This window comes from Bradyrhizobium mercantei (genome assembly GCF_001982635.1).
Classification (GTDB): domain Bacteria; phylum Pseudomonadota; class Alphaproteobacteria; order Rhizobiales; family Xanthobacteraceae; genus Bradyrhizobium; species Bradyrhizobium mercantei.
In genome coordinates this window covers 365,774-379,765 of sequence record NZ_MKFI01000002.1, presented here as the reverse complement: position 1 = coordinate 379,765, position 13,992 = coordinate 365,774, and the positions used below count along the sequence as shown (strand labels likewise).

Below are 13,992 nucleotides of genomic sequence, written 5' to 3'. Positions count from 1 at the left end.
CTGACATGAGCAACTCCTCGGACGCTCCCCATCTTCCGAGGTCGGCGCCGATCGAGGCCTACGGCAAGGGCGGCTTCGCGTTTGCCGATATGTCGCACCGCGGCTCGCTGCTGTGCCTGCCTGACGCGATCTGGGCCTGGCCGGTGACCAGGCCGCAGGACATCGACGAATACACGCTGCAAAAGGTGTTCGCGGCCGCCAATGCGATCGACACGCTGATCGTCGGCAGCGGCACCGAGGTTTGGGTGCCGCCGAAGGGCCTGCGCGAGGCCCTGCGCGCGGTGCGGGTGGTGCTCGACCCGATGCAGACCGGCCCCGCGATCCGCACCTACAACATCATGCTGGGTGAGCGGCGGCGCGTCGCGGCGGCGCTGATCGCGGTGCCATGAGCGCGACGGAGGCGCCGAAGGACGGGGCGGCCTTCTGCGCCGATCTGGTGCGGACCCACGACTTCGTGCGCTACGCGTCGACCCTGTTCCTGCCGGCGCCGGAACGCCGGGCATTGCTCGCGATGTATGCCTTCAATATCGAGGTCTCGCGCGTGCACGAACAGGTCAGCCAGCCGCTGCCCGGCGAGATGCGGCTGCAATGGTGGACCGACATGCTGGCGGGCACGGGGCGCGGCGGCGTCGAGGGCAATCCGGTCGCGGCGGAACTGCTTTATGCGATCCGCAATCACCGCCTGCCGGTGTCGCCGTTCTCGCAGCTGGTCGAGGAGCATCAGTTCGATCTCTACAACGACCCGATGCCGACGCTGGCCGCGCTCGAGGGCTATCTCGACGCCACCGCGGCGGCGCTGTTCTCGCAGGCCACGCGCGTGGTGGCGCGGCCATCGGAGGCGATCGATCACCTGGCCCGTCATGCGGGCCTTGCCCAGGGCATGGCGCAGGTCATCGCGACGCTTGGCCGCGACGCCTCGCGGCAGCAGCTGTTCCTGCCGTTACAGCTGTTGCAACAGCACGGCAGCAGCAAGGATGAGGTGTTTGCCGGCAAGCCGACGCCGAATATCCGCGCTGCGATCGATCAGCTTGCGGACGAGGCCCAAGGCCATCTCAAGACCGCATTCGGGCTGCTTGCCGATGTGCCGTCCGGCGTGCGGCCGATCTTCCTGCCGCTCGCTCATGTCAGGCGCGAGCTGAACCGGGCGAGGAGGGCCGATAACGATCCGTTCCTGCCGAAACCGGTGTCACGCCTGCGCGCGCTCTGGACGTTGTGGCGAGCCGCGCGCACCGAAGAGTTCGGTAGCTAGCTCGGCTCCTTCGAGATGTGCTTGGTGAAGATCCGGACCGTTACGCCCTTGACCATCGGGCCGCTGTCATAAATGTCGGATGCAATCTGCTCGACCGCATCGCGCAACGCGACGAATTGCGCCTGCCGCGCCATGCTCGCTGTTCCACGCGTGCCGGCCAGTTCGTCCATTGCGGCGTCGCTGATCTGGCATTCAACTTCCTGGTCGCCGTGCATCATGGTGAATCCGAACGCCAGTCGTTCGGAATCATATCCCCCGATACGGCCGCGGGTGAGTGGCATTAAACTTGTCCCTTGAGCGCGCTAGCCCTTGGCAACAGTGGGGGTTTGCGCCGAATTTGTCGAGGGTCACGCGCGCAGCAAGATGCGCGCAAATCAGCCGGCGGGCCGATCCATCTCGGCCACTTCAAAATTGAAGCGATCGCGCAGATTCTTGCGTTGCTCGAGGATGTCCTTGAGGAACTCGCGATCGGCGTCGCTGCGCATCATCGGCTCGATCAGGTCGATCTGGTTCATCGCAACGAGCTGCAGGATTTCGGTGCGCGGCTTGCCGGCCGCATCGCGCGGCAAGGCGTGCACGATCTGGATGTGCTCCGGCGGCTTGACGCCCTTGGCCGCGGCAAGCTCGTTGCGCAGCGTCTTCTCCAGCGCGGACTGGTCCGCTTCGACAAATGCATAAAGCCCGACGCCGACGCGGCGGTCGGCGAAGGCGACGATCGCGGTGTCGCGCACGTCGGGATTCCTGCGGATCAGATCGACCAGCACCGGAGCGTCGTTGACCAGGCGGCGGCCGCCGCCCTCGCGGTCGGTGAAATTGAAGATGCCGCGCGTGATCGCCTGGTAGACCTTCTTGCCGGTCTTGAGCCAGATGCTGGCGGCCGCCGACTTCTTCGCGAGCACCTTGCGCTCCATCGGCGTCAGCGCCTCCGGTGCGTAGCTGCGCTTGTGCTTGAGAAGGTGGCGCAGATCCTCATAGGCCGCGATGCGGAACAGCCGGCTTCGGCTCTTGAAGCAGGCGGCGAGCTGGAAGTCGGTGAGATAGGCGCGGCCGTCGCGGCCGACCAGCCAGTTCTGCTCCTTGGCGAGGTCGTTGTGGCAGATGCCGGCGCGATGCAGTTTGCGCAACGCGGCCTTGGCGGAACGGAAATAGGCGACGTCGCCGTGCGGCTTCGCCAGATGCAGCGCCGCGCCATCGATGAAGCCGCGCACCAGCGCGCGCCGGCCCGCCCACAACAGCTTCGGCCCGACGTCGAGGTCGCGCGCCAGGGTCAGCGCGCGGCGTTCGCGCGAGAACAGATGCAGCGCCAATCCGAACGACCAGAACGGCACCTGATCGAGCCGGCGCAGCACGCCGTCGACCTCGCCGTCATCGGTGCGGAAGCGGCCGCGCTCGACGGTCGAGAACACGTCGCGCTTGAGCAGGACGCCCTGATTCCATCGCGCCGACAGGGTGGCGTCGTCGTCTTTCGGCAAGCTCATGACTGTCAGGCCGCTGCCGCAACGCGCAGATGTTCTGCGATCCAGTGGTCGAGATCGGCGAGCGCTCGCGCGCTGAGCGCCTGCTTCTTGGCGACGGTCTTCTCGTTGCCGCGCAGCCGCGAGCCGTCCGGCTTCTTGGTCGGTGCACTGGCCAGCGGCGGGAACAGACCGAAATTGATGTTCATCGGCTGGAACGAGCGCGAACCGGCTTCGATCGTTTCGATATGGCCGCCGGTGATGTGGCCGAGCAGCGCGCCGAGCGCGGTGGTGGCCGGCGGTGGCGTCAGCGCGGTGCCGCGCATGTCGGCGGCGGCGCAGAGGCCGGCGATCAGGCCGACGCTGGCCGATTCGACGTAACCCTCGCAGCCGGTCATCTGGCCGGCGAAGCGCAGCCGCGGCTGTGCGCGCAGGCGCAACTGCGCGTCGAGCAGCTTTGGCGAATTGAGGAAGGTATTGCGATGCAGGCCGCCGAGGCGGGCGAACTCGGCGTTCTCAAGGCCCGGGATGGTGCGGAATACGCGCTGCTGCGCGCCATGCTTCAGCTTGGTCTGGAAGCCGACGATGTTGTAGAGCGTGCCGAGCTTGTTGTCCTGCCGCAGCTGGACGATCGCGTATGGCTTCACGGTAGGATTGTGCGGATTGGTCAATCCGACCGGCTTCATCGGCCCGTGGCGCAGCGTCTCGTGACCGCGTTCGGCCATCACCTCGACCGGCAGGCAGCCGTCGAAATAGGGCGTGTTGGTCTCCCAATCCTTGAAGTCGACCTTTTCGCCGTCGAGCAGCGCCGCGACGAAGGCGTCATATTGCTCCTTCGTCATCGGGCAGTTGATGTAGTCGGCGCCGGTGCCGCCGGGGCCGACCTTGTCGTAGCGCGACTGAAACCAGGCCACCGACATATCGATGGAATCCTTGTGCACGATCGGCGCGATCGCATCGAAGAACGCCAGCGCGTTCTCGTCGGTCAGCTGCCTGATCGCGTCGGCGAGCGGCGCCGAGGTGAGGGGACCGGTTGCGACGATGACGTTGCTCCAGTCGGCCGGCGGCAGCCCTGCGACTTCCTCGCGGCTGATCTCGATCAGCGGGTGTTCGTTGAGCGCCCTGGTGACGGCGGCGGAGAAGCCGTCGCGGTCGACCGCCAGCGCGCCGCCGGCGGGCACCTGGTTGGCATCGGCCGAGCGCATGATGAGCGAGCCCAGCCGCCGCATCTCGGCGTGCAGCAGCCCGACCGCGTTGTTGGCGGCGTCGTCGGAGCGGAAGGAATTCGAGCAGACCAGTTCGGCGCAGCCCTCGGTCCGGTGCGCTTCGGTCATCCGGTGCGGGCGCATTTCATGCAGCACGGCGCGGACGCCGGCATTGGCGACCTGCCAGGCGGCTTCCGAGCCGGCGAGCCCCGCGCCCACGATGTGCACGGGTTGGGAAGAGGATTGATGCGGTGTCATCGCGCAGCGTTAGCGCGTTTCGATCCCATATGCATCTGAAACCGCACCAAAAACGACAACGCCCGCTGTGGAAGCGGGCGTTATCCGTTCAGCAGATGGCTTGCGGCCGATTAGCCGTTGTAGGTACCGGCGGCAACGCGCGGAATGTCCGAGCGGTCGAGGCCGATATCGGCCAGTTCGCGATCGCTGAGCTGGGACAGTTCGCTGACATTGCGCTGATAATCCCGGAAAGCCTGGATCATGCGGATGAGCGAGAGCAACATGGTAGTCTCCTAGTAGTTCAGATTCAGCTTTTCCAAAGCCTCATCGTTGAAGTGAATATAGATGATATAGTGCAGTGCGGTAGTTCCAATGTTGCGATGCAGCTAAGCTCAAAACGCATGGCGGCGGTAAGTTTCGATTAACCGTTTGCCGCATCGGGATCAGGCCCGCAGACGGAAGTTCCGCAGAGACAGTCCGCTTTGACAAAATGATATATAGATCAGATGCTTGAGAAGAATTCTACGAACCTTGTGGTCCTGACCATGTGGTAATTACGGACCGTTTATTCAAGCCGGAATGCCCACTTGCGACCCTGATCACCACGATGTGCTCCATGCGTGATTCGCATGCAAACTTTTGGCAATAGAAGTGATTATTAGTTCAGTTCATTCCGGCGCTGACACCCTATGAGGTGAGCGTCAATCAGTCGCATTGACGTGAAAGGTAATTCGGTCCTGTGCCTGAAGAAGTTTCCGTCGCGATCAGGACGTCGCGTGGAACGCTCTGCTGATTACCGGAAATGCTGTTCAGTTGAAGTGAACGCCCGCGGCAGACCAAATGCGGCAGCGCTTCCTTACCGACATGTAATCAAAACACTATGCAACGCATGCGCGATCCGCGCGCAGCGCTGATCACATTCGTATCGCGTGAAGTTCATTCTGAACAGCGCCGGGAACAAGCGAATAATTGTTCTGCAGATTCCGCAATCACGCTGGGATCTGTCCAAGAACAAGAGATGGATCATCCCATGATTAAAACATTGATCGCAGCAGCGACTGTGGCTGCCGTTGCTTTTGCTGTCGCCCCCGCGCAGGCCGCTCATCGCCATCATGCGGGCCTCGGCTGCAGCGGTGCCAATCTCGGCAAGACCGAAGCCGCGGTCGAAGCTATGGCTGACAATGAGGTCAAATTCGGGGCCGAGAAGGAAGTCTCGCTCGCCCAGGACGCGATGCTGAACAACAAGTGGGGCGCATGCGGCGCGCACCTCAGCAAGGCTGCTGAAGCCAGCATGGCGAAGTAAGCTATTGTCGATGACGATAGGGGCCGGTCGCCTGGGGCGATCGGCCCTTTGATTTGGTGGGAGCGCGAGCGGCCCGGATTGAATCAGGAACCACTGTTCGCGATCAGCTCTCTTCGCGCCGATTCACGCACGTCCGAGGGGGGCGCTCCGTATTGCCGGCGAAAGGTGCGGTTGAAATAGGACACGTCGCCGAAACCAACCTCAAAGGCGACCGCGCTCACAGGCCGATCGGCGTAGCGCGGATTGACGAGCAATCGATGCGCTCGTGCGAGACGGCGCCCAAGCACGAATTGTGAAAATGTGGTCCCGTCGCCTTCAAACATCCGTTGCACTTGGCGCGGGGTGACGCCGTGCCGCCGCGCTACGGCCGCAACCGTGAGGTTGCCGTGATTGAGATGGTCGATGATATCGGCTTTGATGGCACGCAGCCGCGCTGCGAGGACACCCCGCCCATCGGCAACAGCCGCGGCATCTCTCGTTGCGCCGAGCGCCACAGCGATCAGATCGTGCACATGCGAGGCCACGTGGTGCTGTAGCTGAGGCGTGGCAAGCGCATAATCATCCTGCAGAGCCCCAACATAGCTCACCAGCAATTTCAGCGCTTCGGTGGAGCGCGCAATAGGCTGCATCACGGAGGAATCGACGCTGCTCACCAGCGGTGCCAGCGCCGGCCGTGGAACGTGAAGGCACAGAATCTTCGCCGGGGCGGGGCAGACCATCGCGACCGGATCCGCCGAGCTGACCAACAGCGCATCACCGGCGCGCCACGTGACCTCACATCCACGCTGCACCATCATGGCATCGTGCGAACCCATCACCAGGACAAGCCCGTCGTTGCCATCCGCCAACTGTTCGGCACCCCGCTCGTAGCGAAACGCCGACATGCTGGCCGACGTGATGGATAGCCCGGGCAGCATCCGCACGGTCACGTCCGCATGCAAGGAATGATCCGGCAGTGGCGCGAGGTCGGCCTTCAGCACCAGCCGGCCGTATAGATCACGCCATGCGGCCATACGGTCCTGCTCGGCAAAATCTTCCAGGGAAAACCGGGAAACTGCAACGTCGTTGGCAGGGGAGGTCATGGGGAAACTCAGGCTGTCGCAACAGATGTCGCCGGATTGCTGCGTCTGGTTCACCAGGGCGACCCGGTTCGGCGGCAACGAACGCACGCGACGCGGGGCTTCTAGCCAATGACCCGGCCCTGTCAAAGCGAAATACCGACCCGCCAAGTCGTTTTCATCCAATGTGCTGTCGCGCCTGTCCAAGCCGGCGGGCGGACAAGTCACTAAACGCTGTAGCGCAAGATTGGCCCGCTCGCAGAAGGACAAAGGGTGATTTTAGCAGTTCTTTTGCGTGCCGATATCGCGCCCGGCGACCTCAGGCTTGCCACGGGCATCGTGGCCGGAGTGACAAAGCTCACAGTCCGAACTTCATGCGCGCACTGATCCAGGCTGCAGCGTGGCTTGTCCTCGTTGCGGGAAGTCACACGTCCAGCGCCGAAGGCGCGGCAACTTCCTGCCAGCTGATCAACGGCAAGTCGATGATGCAGGCCGAACTGTTGTTCGGACGTCGTATCGCCGGACATGGCCGCGTATCGGATGCCCAGTGGTCGGACTTCCTTCTGAAGGAGGTGACACCGCGCTTTCCAGATGGCTTGACCCTGCTCAGGGCTTCCGGCCAGTGGCGCGACCCGGACACGGGCCGGATCACACGCGAGCAGTCCTTTGTCGTGCGCATCATCGCTGCCGAGACCCCGGAGACCTTGGCACGCTTGACGCAGATCGGCGCCGCGTACAGGCAGCGCTTTCATCAACAGTCGGTTGGCCTCACGCTCTCGACCACTTGCGCGTCGTTCTGACCGCTCGCGGTAACCGCAATATCCATCCCCATCGCGCGTGCGACGATAGTCGCTGGCCAGATGGCAAGAATCTTGGGCCCCACCCACGAGGATGTGCCGATGACAAGGAAGCCGCAAGGTATCATCGAATTTCGGTTCTCGACGGCTGATTGGGGCGAACGAGACCGATTGGCGATTTTCCGGGAACAGGTCGGACGGCTGGTCATGAGGCTCGACCCGGAGCCGCTGGTCGAAGGTGCATTCCATGCCGAAGCGCGGTTGCGTGAGTTGCCCGGCCCTGGCACTGGCCTTGGCACCGGATCCTGGGCGTGCACCAATCTGCAGGTCGTACGACCGCGCGAATTGCTCGACGGCACTGACGACCTCACCCTGACGATCGCAACAAGCGGCAGCATGCACGCATCACAACGCGGTCGGGAGGTGACGCTCGGCCCGGGTGAAGCCGTGCTGATGTCGAGCGCGGAAGTCGGCCGCATGGCCGTCCTCCCGCAATTGCCAGCCCGTTTCATCGGGCTCAGGCTGCCCCGCAAGGCGTTGGCGCCACTGGTCTCCAATCTCGACGACGTGCTCATGCGTGGTTTGCCGTCGAACACGGAAGCACTGCGGTTGCTCGCGCTTTACCTTCGGAAATTGGACGACGGATATCGCTTTTCGACACCCGGACTGCTCGAGGCCGTGGCCACCCATTTGATCGACCTTGGGGCGCTGGTCGTCGGCGCTAGTCCGGACGGGACGGCGGTCGCGGAAGATCGAGGGCTGGCGGCCGCGCGGTTCGCCGCGGTCAAGGCCGACATCTCCGAGAATCTCAGCTACGGCGATCTGACCTTGCTCGCCGTGGCGGCGCGCCTGCGGCTCACGCCGCGTTACATCCAGAGACTGTTCGAAAGCGCGGACACGACGTTCTCGGAATTCGTGCTGGCTCAGCGCCTGGCGCACGCCCATCGCCTCTTGACGGACCCGGTCCGGAGCGACGACACCATCGGCATGATCGCGTTTGAATCGGGCTTCGGCGATCTGTCCTACTTCAATCGGACGTTTCGCCGGTATTATGGCGCAACGCCGTCGGACATCCGCGCCGCTTCGCTGCGCCACTGACGGCAAACGCATCGCCGTGCGCCCCAGCACGGCGAGGTAATCTTAGATCAAGGCGATAAGCCGATTGCCTGGGGCAGTCGGCCCTTTGACGTACCTTATGGCGCTTTGGCGAGCTGGGTGGCGAAGTAGCCGATCGTCTTGGCGTACACCTCGCTCTTATTCCACTGCTGGATGACCGCAAAATTCTCGCTGCCGGGCTCCCAGCCTTTGCCCTTCTTCCAGCCGTAGCTCTTCAGGAAGTTCGCCGTCGACGCCAGCACGTCGGGCACGTTGTGCAAGAGGTCGCGCTTGCCGTTGCCGTCGAAATCGACCGCGAACTTGATGTAGGACGACGGCATGAATTGCGTCTGGCCGAGCTCGCCGGCCCAGGCGCCGCGCATCTCCTGCGGCGGAAGGTCGCCGCGCTCGACGATGCGCAGGGCATCCATCAGCTCGGCCTTGAACATGTCGGAGCGGCGGCAATCATAGGCCAGCGTCGCCAGCGAGCGCAGGGTCGGAAACTTGCCGGTGTTGACGCCGAAATCGGTCTCCAGCCCCCAGATCGCGACCAGGATCTCACCCGGCACGCCATAGGCCTCCTCGATGCGCGACAGCACGGAGCCGTAGCGCTTCATCATGTCCGAGCCGCGATTGAGCCGCGGCGGCACCATGCGGCCCGAGAACTGCTCGAAGGTCTGGCTGAAGACCTGCTGCGAGTGGTCGCGCGCCAGGATCGCCTTGTCCTGCGTGACGCCATTCAATCCGGTCTGGATCGCGTTCTGCGAAATGCCCTTCGCCGCAGCTTCCTTCTTGAAATCGTCGAGCCAGGACTCGAACGTCCCGGTACCGCATTGGGCGGCCAGCGCCGACGCGGTCGAGGCCACGAGCCACGCGCCAATGGCGAGCGTGCGAATGGAAAGGTGAGAGGTCATCAGGCAATTCACTCCGGAGTCTGCGATGTCATCGATTGGTCGCGAAAGGAGGCGGGTATGTTCGCGGCAACAGCGGCCAAAACAAGGCCCGTGATCGAGCCGTTATCTCAGGTAGCGCTGCAAATGCCACGCCAACTTCACACCCATTTGACGGTCCGGGACGACAAACCGCCGGCCGAATGTATCGGCCGGCGGTTGCTTTGACGTTTACGACTTCAGGTTCAGCCGGCTCTCAGCTGCGATCGCTGCGCCGCCACGGAAACAGATTGGCCGGGAAGTCCGCGGCGGGTTTGCGCTCGCGCGGCTCGGGGAAGACCGGTCGCGCGTTCGGATCCTTGACGATGACCTCGCGATAGAGATGCCAGGTGGCGTGACCGAGCAGCGGGATCACCACGGCAAGCCCGAGGAAGAACGGGATCGTACCCAGCACCAGCAGCAGCGCGACGATCAGGCCCCAGGCCGCCATCGGCACCGGGTTCTGCGCGACGGCGCGCATCGACGTCACCATGGCCTCGCCGGCGGTTGCCTGGCGGTCGAGCATCATGGGGAAGGCGACCACGCTGATGCAAAGCGCCACGAGCGCGAACAGGAAGCCGACGCTGCAGCCGACCACGATCAGCCACCAGCCTTGCTGGGTGGTCAGCACGCGTTCGGCAAAATCGGGAATGTCGGCCGCGATTGCGTAGCCGAACGCCGCCGTGTAGATCGCCTGCGCGGTCGCGATCCAGGTCACGAACAGGGCGAACAGCAATGTTCCGACCCCGAGCATCGCGCCGAATGACGGCGAGCGGAACACCTGTATGGCGTCCCATGCGGATGCTTCACCGCCATCCTCGCGGCGGCGGCTCATCTCGTAGAGGCCGATCGCGGCAAACGGGCCGAGCAGGGCAAAGCCCGCGGCCAGCGGAAACAGCAGGGGCAGCACGGAATAGCCGTGCACGGTGCGCGCAATCACGATGCCGAGCACGGGATAGATCAGACACAGGATGATGGCGTGGCTCGGCACGGCCTTGAAGTCTTCCCAGCCGAGCTGCAGCGCACGATGCAAATCGGACAGGCCGATGGTGCGGATGATGGGCGCAGACGCGGTGCCTTGTCCGCTCTGCGTCACCGATGTGACATTGCCTTGGTATTGCGTGGCCATGGTCGTTGTCTCCCTCTGGGCGGTCGCATTCTGCGCCCGGCAGCGGGCACAAACGTACCGCCTCTCGAAGCGATCACGAGCAAGCCAGACGCGAAAGACAGAGCAGGGAACTGGCCGTGTCGCGAACTGTGCAGTGAGGGTACTCCCAAACCGCGCCAAAAGCACTCACGCTTAAGTGAATGTCGCATTGGCAAGCTATGGAGGGGGCGATAGACTTGAACTGCGACCTCGGTCAGCCGGCGCATTGCCGTGTGGCCTTCACATCTCAACTCTCTTGGGAGCGAACGATGAGCATTTTCGGAAAAATCATGGGCGCGATCTTCGGCCACAGCGCCAGCGCAGCGCCCGCCGGGGGAACGGCCACCGGCGCAGCTCCCGCCGGCGGATCCGGCAGCGCATCGGCGTCTCCTGCTGCAGTGCCCGCCGGTGCGGCGCCCGCCCAGTCCGTCGACGTCGCCCCGATTCTCGACAAGGCCGTTGCCGCCAAGGGCGAGAAGCTCGAGTGGCGCACCTCGATCGTCGACCTGATGAAAGCGCTCGACATCGACTCCAGCCTGTCGGCCCGCAAGGAGCTCGCCAAGGAGCTCGGCTACACCGGCGACACCAACGATTCCGCCAGCATGAACATCTGGCTGCACAAGCAGGTGATGACCAAGCTCGCGGCCAATGGCGGCGTGCTGCCGGCGGACATCAAGCACTGACGGGATCATCGTCCCGCACAAGGCCAGGGCCCGCGCCAGCGCGGGCCCTTTTTTATGGATCGGCGAGCCTCTATAGATCGGCGAACAAGAAGGAGAACGCCCCGTGAAAACTTCCGTGACTGACCTCGATCGCCGGACCATGCTTGCGACCGGCGCCCTCGCACTGGCCGGCGCCGCCGCGCAATCCACGCCGGCACATGCCGAGACCGCGCCGAAGGCGATATTTCCGGTCCCGGCCGTGACGATCCCGATCGTCGGTGCCACAGAGGTGTTCCAGGTCCGCCGCATCTACTGCATCGGCCGCAACTACGCCGCGCATGCGCTCGAGCGTGGCTCCGATCCGACCCGCGAGCCGCCGTTCTTTTTCCAGAAGCCCACGGATGCGATTCAGAATGTCGCGATCGGCACGGTCGCCGATCATCCCTATCCGTCGCTGACCAAGAACTACCACCACGAGGTCGAGCTGGTCGCCGCGCTCAAATCCGGCGGCACCAACATTCCCGCCGACAAGGCGCTCGATCACGTCTACGGCTACGCGCTCGGCCTCGACATGACGCGGCGCGACTTGCAGAACGGCATGGCGGCGGAGAAGAAGCCCTGGGAGATCGGCAAGAGTTTTGACCACGCGGCGGTGCTCGGGCCGATCCATCCGGCAACCAAGACCGGCCATTTCACCCAGGGCGCGATCTCGCTCGCGGTCAACGGCACGGTGCGGCAGAGCTCGGATCTGAAGAACATGATCTGGAGCGTCGCCGAGCAGATCGCAAAGCTCTCCGAGGCGTTCGAGCTGAAGGCCGGCGACATCGTCTATTCCGGCACGCCGGAAAACGTCGGCCCGGTCGTCAAGGGCGACGTGCTGCTCTGCAAGCTCGAGGGCCTGCCCGACATGTCGATCAAGATCGCCTGACGCCGGGCGGATTTCAGCCCGCCAGGTCGGCGTATTCCGGATGCTTGTCGAGGTAGTCCACCACGAAGCCGCAGCCGGCGATCACCCTGTGGCCGTCGGCACGGATCAGCTCCAGCGCGCCCTTGACCAGCTCCGATGCGATGCCGCGGCCGCGCAGGGCGCGCGGTGTCTCGGTATGGGTGATGATCACGGCCGAGGGCGTCCGCCGGTAATTCGCAAAGGCTGTGCCGCCCTCGGTGTCGAGTTCGAAGCGGTTTTGGTCCCTGTTGTCGCGGACGACGGCCATCGCAAAATCCTGATTTGATTCACTCGGTTTGATCTAAGCGCGTGAACCCGCCGCTGCAAAGCCGCGACCAACCCGCAAATTGGCATTTGTGGATTGTCGATATGCGCATTTTGGCCTGCCTGACCGCCGCATTGCTCGGCGCCGCCCTGACCCTGCCTCATCCTCCGACAGCGGCCGCCGCCGATGACCCGAGCTGGCAGACCTGCATCGGCCAGACGACGGCGCCCGGCGATCGCGTGACCGCCTGCACCGCGGTCATCGACGGCAAGACCGAGACCGGCAAGCGGCTGGCCGGGGCCTATTGCAACCGCGGTCATGGACTGACCGAGAAGCGCGAGCTCGACGCCGCGCTCGCCGACCTCAACGAGGCCATCAAGCTCAATCCCGACTTTGCCTGCGCCTATACCAATCGCGGCCGCGTCTACGGATTCAAGAATGATCTCGATCATGCCATCGCCGACTATGACGAGGCGATCCGGATCGATCCAGGCTTCGCGATGGCCTACAACAATCGCGGCGACGCCTGGATCAACAAGGGCGATCTCGACCGCGCGCTGGCCGATCTCAGCCTCGCCATCAAATACAATCCGCAGCTCTCCACGGCCTATGGCAATCGCGGCTTCGTCTACTACCGCAAGCGCGACGCCGCCCATGCGATCGCCGACTTCACCACCGAGATCAAGCTCGAGCCCAACGTGCTCGCCTACATCAACCGCGGCAATGTCTATCGCGACGCCGAGCAGCTCGATCGGGCTGCCGCCGATTATGGCGAGGCAGTGAAGCTCGCGCCGACCGACGCGCGCGGCTGGCGCAACCGCGGCCTGATGCGGCTGTTTCAGGGCGATAACAAGGGCGGGATCGCCGATTACGACAAGGCGCTGCAATATGATCCCGCCGACGTCTATTCCTGGAACAACCGCGGCCAGGCCAAGCTGCGGCTCGGCGACAAGAAGGGCGCGGCGGCCGACCTCCGCAAGGCGCTCGAGCTGCAGCCTGATCTGAAGACCGCCAAGGAGGCGCTGGCGCGTCTCGGCGGAGGGTAATGACGTCTGGCGCAGGCAGCCGCCGATCTTGCCGCATCGCACACGCGCGGATCGGGCCTTGCAGGCCGATGCAATTCGATTAGGCTTGAGCTGAGACATACGCCCCTGATGCGGCCCGATGGTCGTTTGGTACAGTGTGGTGGGACCCGGCCGCTGACGTATGCCCCTTGTCGCAAGGAGGTTCGTCGTGTCGGATAATCGCTTCTTCAACACTCACCGCTCCTGGGAGGACTGGCTCGGCATGCTGCTCGGCGTGCTGATCATGGTCTCACCCTGGTTTCCGATGCAGGTCAGCAACGTCGTCGATATCGAGCGCAGCCATCTGGTGCTCAACAGCTTCGTGGTCGGCATGCTGGTGCTGGGTCTCGCCCAGCTCGAATATGTTGCGCTGCATCGCTGGGAGGAGGTGGCGAGCATTCTGCTCGGCCTCTGGCTGATCGCGTCGCCGACCATCTTCGGCTACTCCGAAGACCAGGCGCTGCAGCTCTGGCACATCCTGCTCGGGGCGCTGGTCGCCATGATCGGCGCATTGCAGCTCTGGCAGGACTGGAACCTGAGCGAGCAGGAACTCGCCAAGCATCCGCAGTAGCGGTCCCCGG

At 64.0% G+C, this 13,992-nt stretch carries 17 protein-coding genes; 9 read left to right on the top strand and 8 right to left on the bottom strand.

Annotated features, from left to right (window positions below; genetic code table 11):
- Positions 1–5 precede the first annotated feature (5 nt).
- Positions 6–389, top strand: coding sequence for an Mth938-like domain-containing protein (locus BI327_RS09405; RefSeq protein WP_076859877.1), 384 nt, complete (start codon positions 6–8; stop codon positions 387–389).
- On the top strand, positions 386–1,249 hold the full coding sequence (locus BI327_RS09400; protein WP_076859875.1) for a phytoene/squalene synthase family protein: 864 nt from the start codon (positions 386–388) through the stop codon (positions 1,247–1,249). The genes BI327_RS09405 and BI327_RS09400 overlap by 4 nt, the downstream gene beginning before the upstream one ends.
- Here the strand turns inward: BI327_RS09400 and BI327_RS09395 are convergent.
- The 4 genes from BI327_RS09395 to BI327_RS09380 form a co-directional block, all read right to left on the bottom strand.
- The gene (locus BI327_RS09395) at positions 1,246–1,530 is read right to left on the bottom strand and encodes a DUF1488 family protein (protein ID WP_074126131.1); all 285 of its coding nucleotides are present in this window, start codon (positions 1,528–1,530) and stop codon (positions 1,246–1,248) included. The genes BI327_RS09400 and BI327_RS09395 overlap by 4 nt on opposite strands.
- A gap of 93 nt (positions 1,531–1,623) precedes the next feature.
- Positions 1,624–2,727 (bottom strand): serine/threonine protein kinase, encoded by a 1,104-nt coding sequence (locus BI327_RS09390; RefSeq protein ID WP_076859872.1) that lies wholly within the window; start codon positions 2,725–2,727, stop codon positions 1,624–1,626.
- A gap of 5 nt (positions 2,728–2,732) precedes the next feature.
- Positions 2,733–4,166: a methylenetetrahydrofolate--tRNA-(uracil(54)-C(5))-methyltransferase (FADH(2)-oxidizing) TrmFO gene (gene trmFO / locus BI327_RS09385; protein ID WP_076859870.1), complete on the bottom strand. Its 1,434-nt coding sequence runs from the start codon at positions 4,164–4,166 to the stop codon at positions 2,733–2,735.
- A gap of 110 nt (positions 4,167–4,276) precedes the next feature.
- Positions 4,277–4,429: a DUF1127 domain-containing protein gene (locus BI327_RS09380; protein ID WP_016846063.1), complete on the bottom strand. Its 153-nt coding sequence runs from the start codon at positions 4,427–4,429 to the stop codon at positions 4,277–4,279.
- Between the two features lie 734 nt (positions 4,430–5,163).
- On the opposite strand from BI327_RS09380, the gene BI327_RS09375 reads away from it, so the two are divergent.
- Positions 5,164–5,448, top strand: coding sequence for a hypothetical protein (locus BI327_RS09375; protein WP_076859868.1), 285 nt, complete (start codon positions 5,164–5,166; stop codon positions 5,446–5,448).
- An 83-nt stretch (positions 5,449–5,531) separates the two neighbouring features.
- Here BI327_RS09375 and BI327_RS09370 read toward each other — a convergent pair whose 3' ends face one another.
- The gene (locus BI327_RS09370; protein ID WP_143271565.1) at positions 5,532–6,584 is read right to left on the bottom strand and encodes an AraC family transcriptional regulator; all 1,053 of its coding nucleotides are present in this window, start codon (positions 6,582–6,584) and stop codon (positions 5,532–5,534) included.
- A 296-nt stretch (positions 6,585–6,880) separates the two neighbouring features.
- Between BI327_RS09370 and BI327_RS09365 the strand changes: the two genes are divergently transcribed.
- Both BI327_RS09365 and BI327_RS09360 read left to right on the top strand, forming a co-directional pair.
- A complete protein-coding gene (locus BI327_RS09365) occupies positions 6,881–7,306 on the top strand; it encodes a DUF3574 domain-containing protein (protein ID WP_076859866.1) in 426 nt (141 codons plus the stop codon).
- 99 nt (positions 7,307–7,405) lie between these two features.
- On the top strand, positions 7,406–8,401 hold the full coding sequence (locus tag BI327_RS09360) for an AraC family transcriptional regulator (RefSeq protein ID WP_076859864.1): 996 nt from the start codon (positions 7,406–7,408) through the stop codon (positions 8,399–8,401).
- 95 nt (positions 8,402–8,496) lie between these two features.
- Here the strand turns inward: BI327_RS09360 and BI327_RS09355 are convergent, their stop codons facing one another.
- Entirely contained in the window at positions 8,497–9,312 is an 816-nt protein-coding gene (locus BI327_RS09355; RefSeq protein ID WP_076859862.1) for a lytic murein transglycosylase, read from the bottom strand.
- A gap of 232 nt (positions 9,313–9,544) precedes the next feature.
- On the bottom strand, positions 9,545–10,456 hold the full coding sequence (locus BI327_RS09350) for a DUF2189 domain-containing protein (protein ID WP_076859861.1): 912 nt from the start codon (positions 10,454–10,456) through the stop codon (positions 9,545–9,547).
- 287 nt (positions 10,457–10,743) lie between these two features.
- Here BI327_RS09350 and BI327_RS09345 point away from each other — a divergent pair, with 287 nt between their 5' ends.
- Positions 10,744–11,157 carry a DUF3597 domain-containing protein gene (locus tag BI327_RS09345; protein ID WP_076859859.1) on the top strand — a complete coding sequence of 138 codons (414 nt, stop codon included), beginning with the start codon at positions 10,744–10,746 and terminating at the stop codon, positions 11,155–11,157.
- Between the two features lie 115 nt (positions 11,158–11,272).
- Positions 11,273–12,064, top strand: a complete 792-nt coding sequence (locus tag BI327_RS09340) for a fumarylacetoacetate hydrolase family protein (RefSeq protein ID WP_076859857.1) — start codon at positions 11,273–11,275, stop codon at positions 12,062–12,064.
- A 13-nt stretch (positions 12,065–12,077) separates the two neighbouring features.
- Here the strand turns inward: BI327_RS09340 and BI327_RS09335 are convergent, their stop codons facing one another.
- Positions 12,078–12,350, bottom strand: coding sequence for a GNAT family N-acetyltransferase (locus BI327_RS09335; protein ID WP_076859855.1), 273 nt, complete (start codon positions 12,348–12,350; stop codon positions 12,078–12,080).
- Positions 12,351–12,451: 101 nt separating this feature from the next.
- On the opposite strand from BI327_RS09335, the gene BI327_RS09330 reads away from it, so the two are divergent.
- Entirely contained in the window at positions 12,452–13,393 is a 942-nt protein-coding gene (locus BI327_RS09330) for a tetratricopeptide repeat protein (RefSeq protein ID WP_076860706.1), read from the top strand.
- Between the two features lie 187 nt (positions 13,394–13,580).
- Positions 13,581–13,982, top strand: coding sequence for an SPW repeat protein (locus tag BI327_RS09325; RefSeq protein WP_076859853.1), 402 nt, complete (start codon positions 13,581–13,583; stop codon positions 13,980–13,982).
- Positions 13,983–13,992: the final 10 nt, after the last annotated feature.

Bases quoted from the DNA above. Each gene is read 5' to 3' on its own strand.
- BI327_RS09405 (WP_076859877.1), top strand. From the start codon at position 6: ATGAGCAACTCCTCGGACGCTCCCCATCTTCCGAGGTCGGCGCCGATC.
- BI327_RS09400 (WP_076859875.1), top strand. From the start codon at position 386: ATGAGCGCGACGGAGGCGCCGAAGGACGGGGCGGCCTTCTGCGCCGAT.
- BI327_RS09395 (WP_074126131.1), bottom strand. From the start codon at position 1,530: ATGCCACTCACCCGCGGCCGTATCGGGGGATATGATTCCGAACGACTG.
- BI327_RS09390 (WP_076859872.1), bottom strand. From the start codon at position 2,727: ATGAGCTTGCCGAAAGACGACGACGCCACCCTGTCGGCGCGATGGAAT.
- trmFO (WP_076859870.1), bottom strand. From the start codon at position 4,166: ATGACACCGCATCAATCCTCTTCCCAACCCGTGCACATCGTGGGCGCG.
- BI327_RS09380 (WP_016846063.1), bottom strand. From the start codon at position 4,429: ATGTTGCTCTCGCTCATCCGCATGATCCAGGCTTTCCGGGATTATCAG.
- BI327_RS09375 (WP_076859868.1), top strand. From the start codon at position 5,164: ATGGATCATCCCATGATTAAAACATTGATCGCAGCAGCGACTGTGGCT.
- BI327_RS09365 (WP_076859866.1), top strand. From the start codon at position 6,881: ATGCGCGCACTGATCCAGGCTGCAGCGTGGCTTGTCCTCGTTGCGGGA.
- BI327_RS09360 (WP_076859864.1), top strand. From the start codon at position 7,406: ATGACAAGGAAGCCGCAAGGTATCATCGAATTTCGGTTCTCGACGGCT.
- BI327_RS09355 (WP_076859862.1), bottom strand. From the start codon at position 9,312: ATGACCTCTCACCTTTCCATTCGCACGCTCGCCATTGGCGCGTGGCTC.
- BI327_RS09350 (WP_076859861.1), bottom strand. From the start codon at position 10,456: ATGGCCACGCAATACCAAGGCAATGTCACATCGGTGACGCAGAGCGGA.
- BI327_RS09345 (WP_076859859.1), top strand. From the start codon at position 10,744: ATGAGCATTTTCGGAAAAATCATGGGCGCGATCTTCGGCCACAGCGCC.
- BI327_RS09335 (WP_076859855.1), bottom strand. From the start codon at position 12,350: ATGGCCGTCGTCCGCGACAACAGGGACCAAAACCGCTTCGAACTCGAC.
- BI327_RS09330 (WP_076860706.1), top strand. From the start codon at position 12,452: ATGCGCATTTTGGCCTGCCTGACCGCCGCATTGCTCGGCGCCGCCCTG.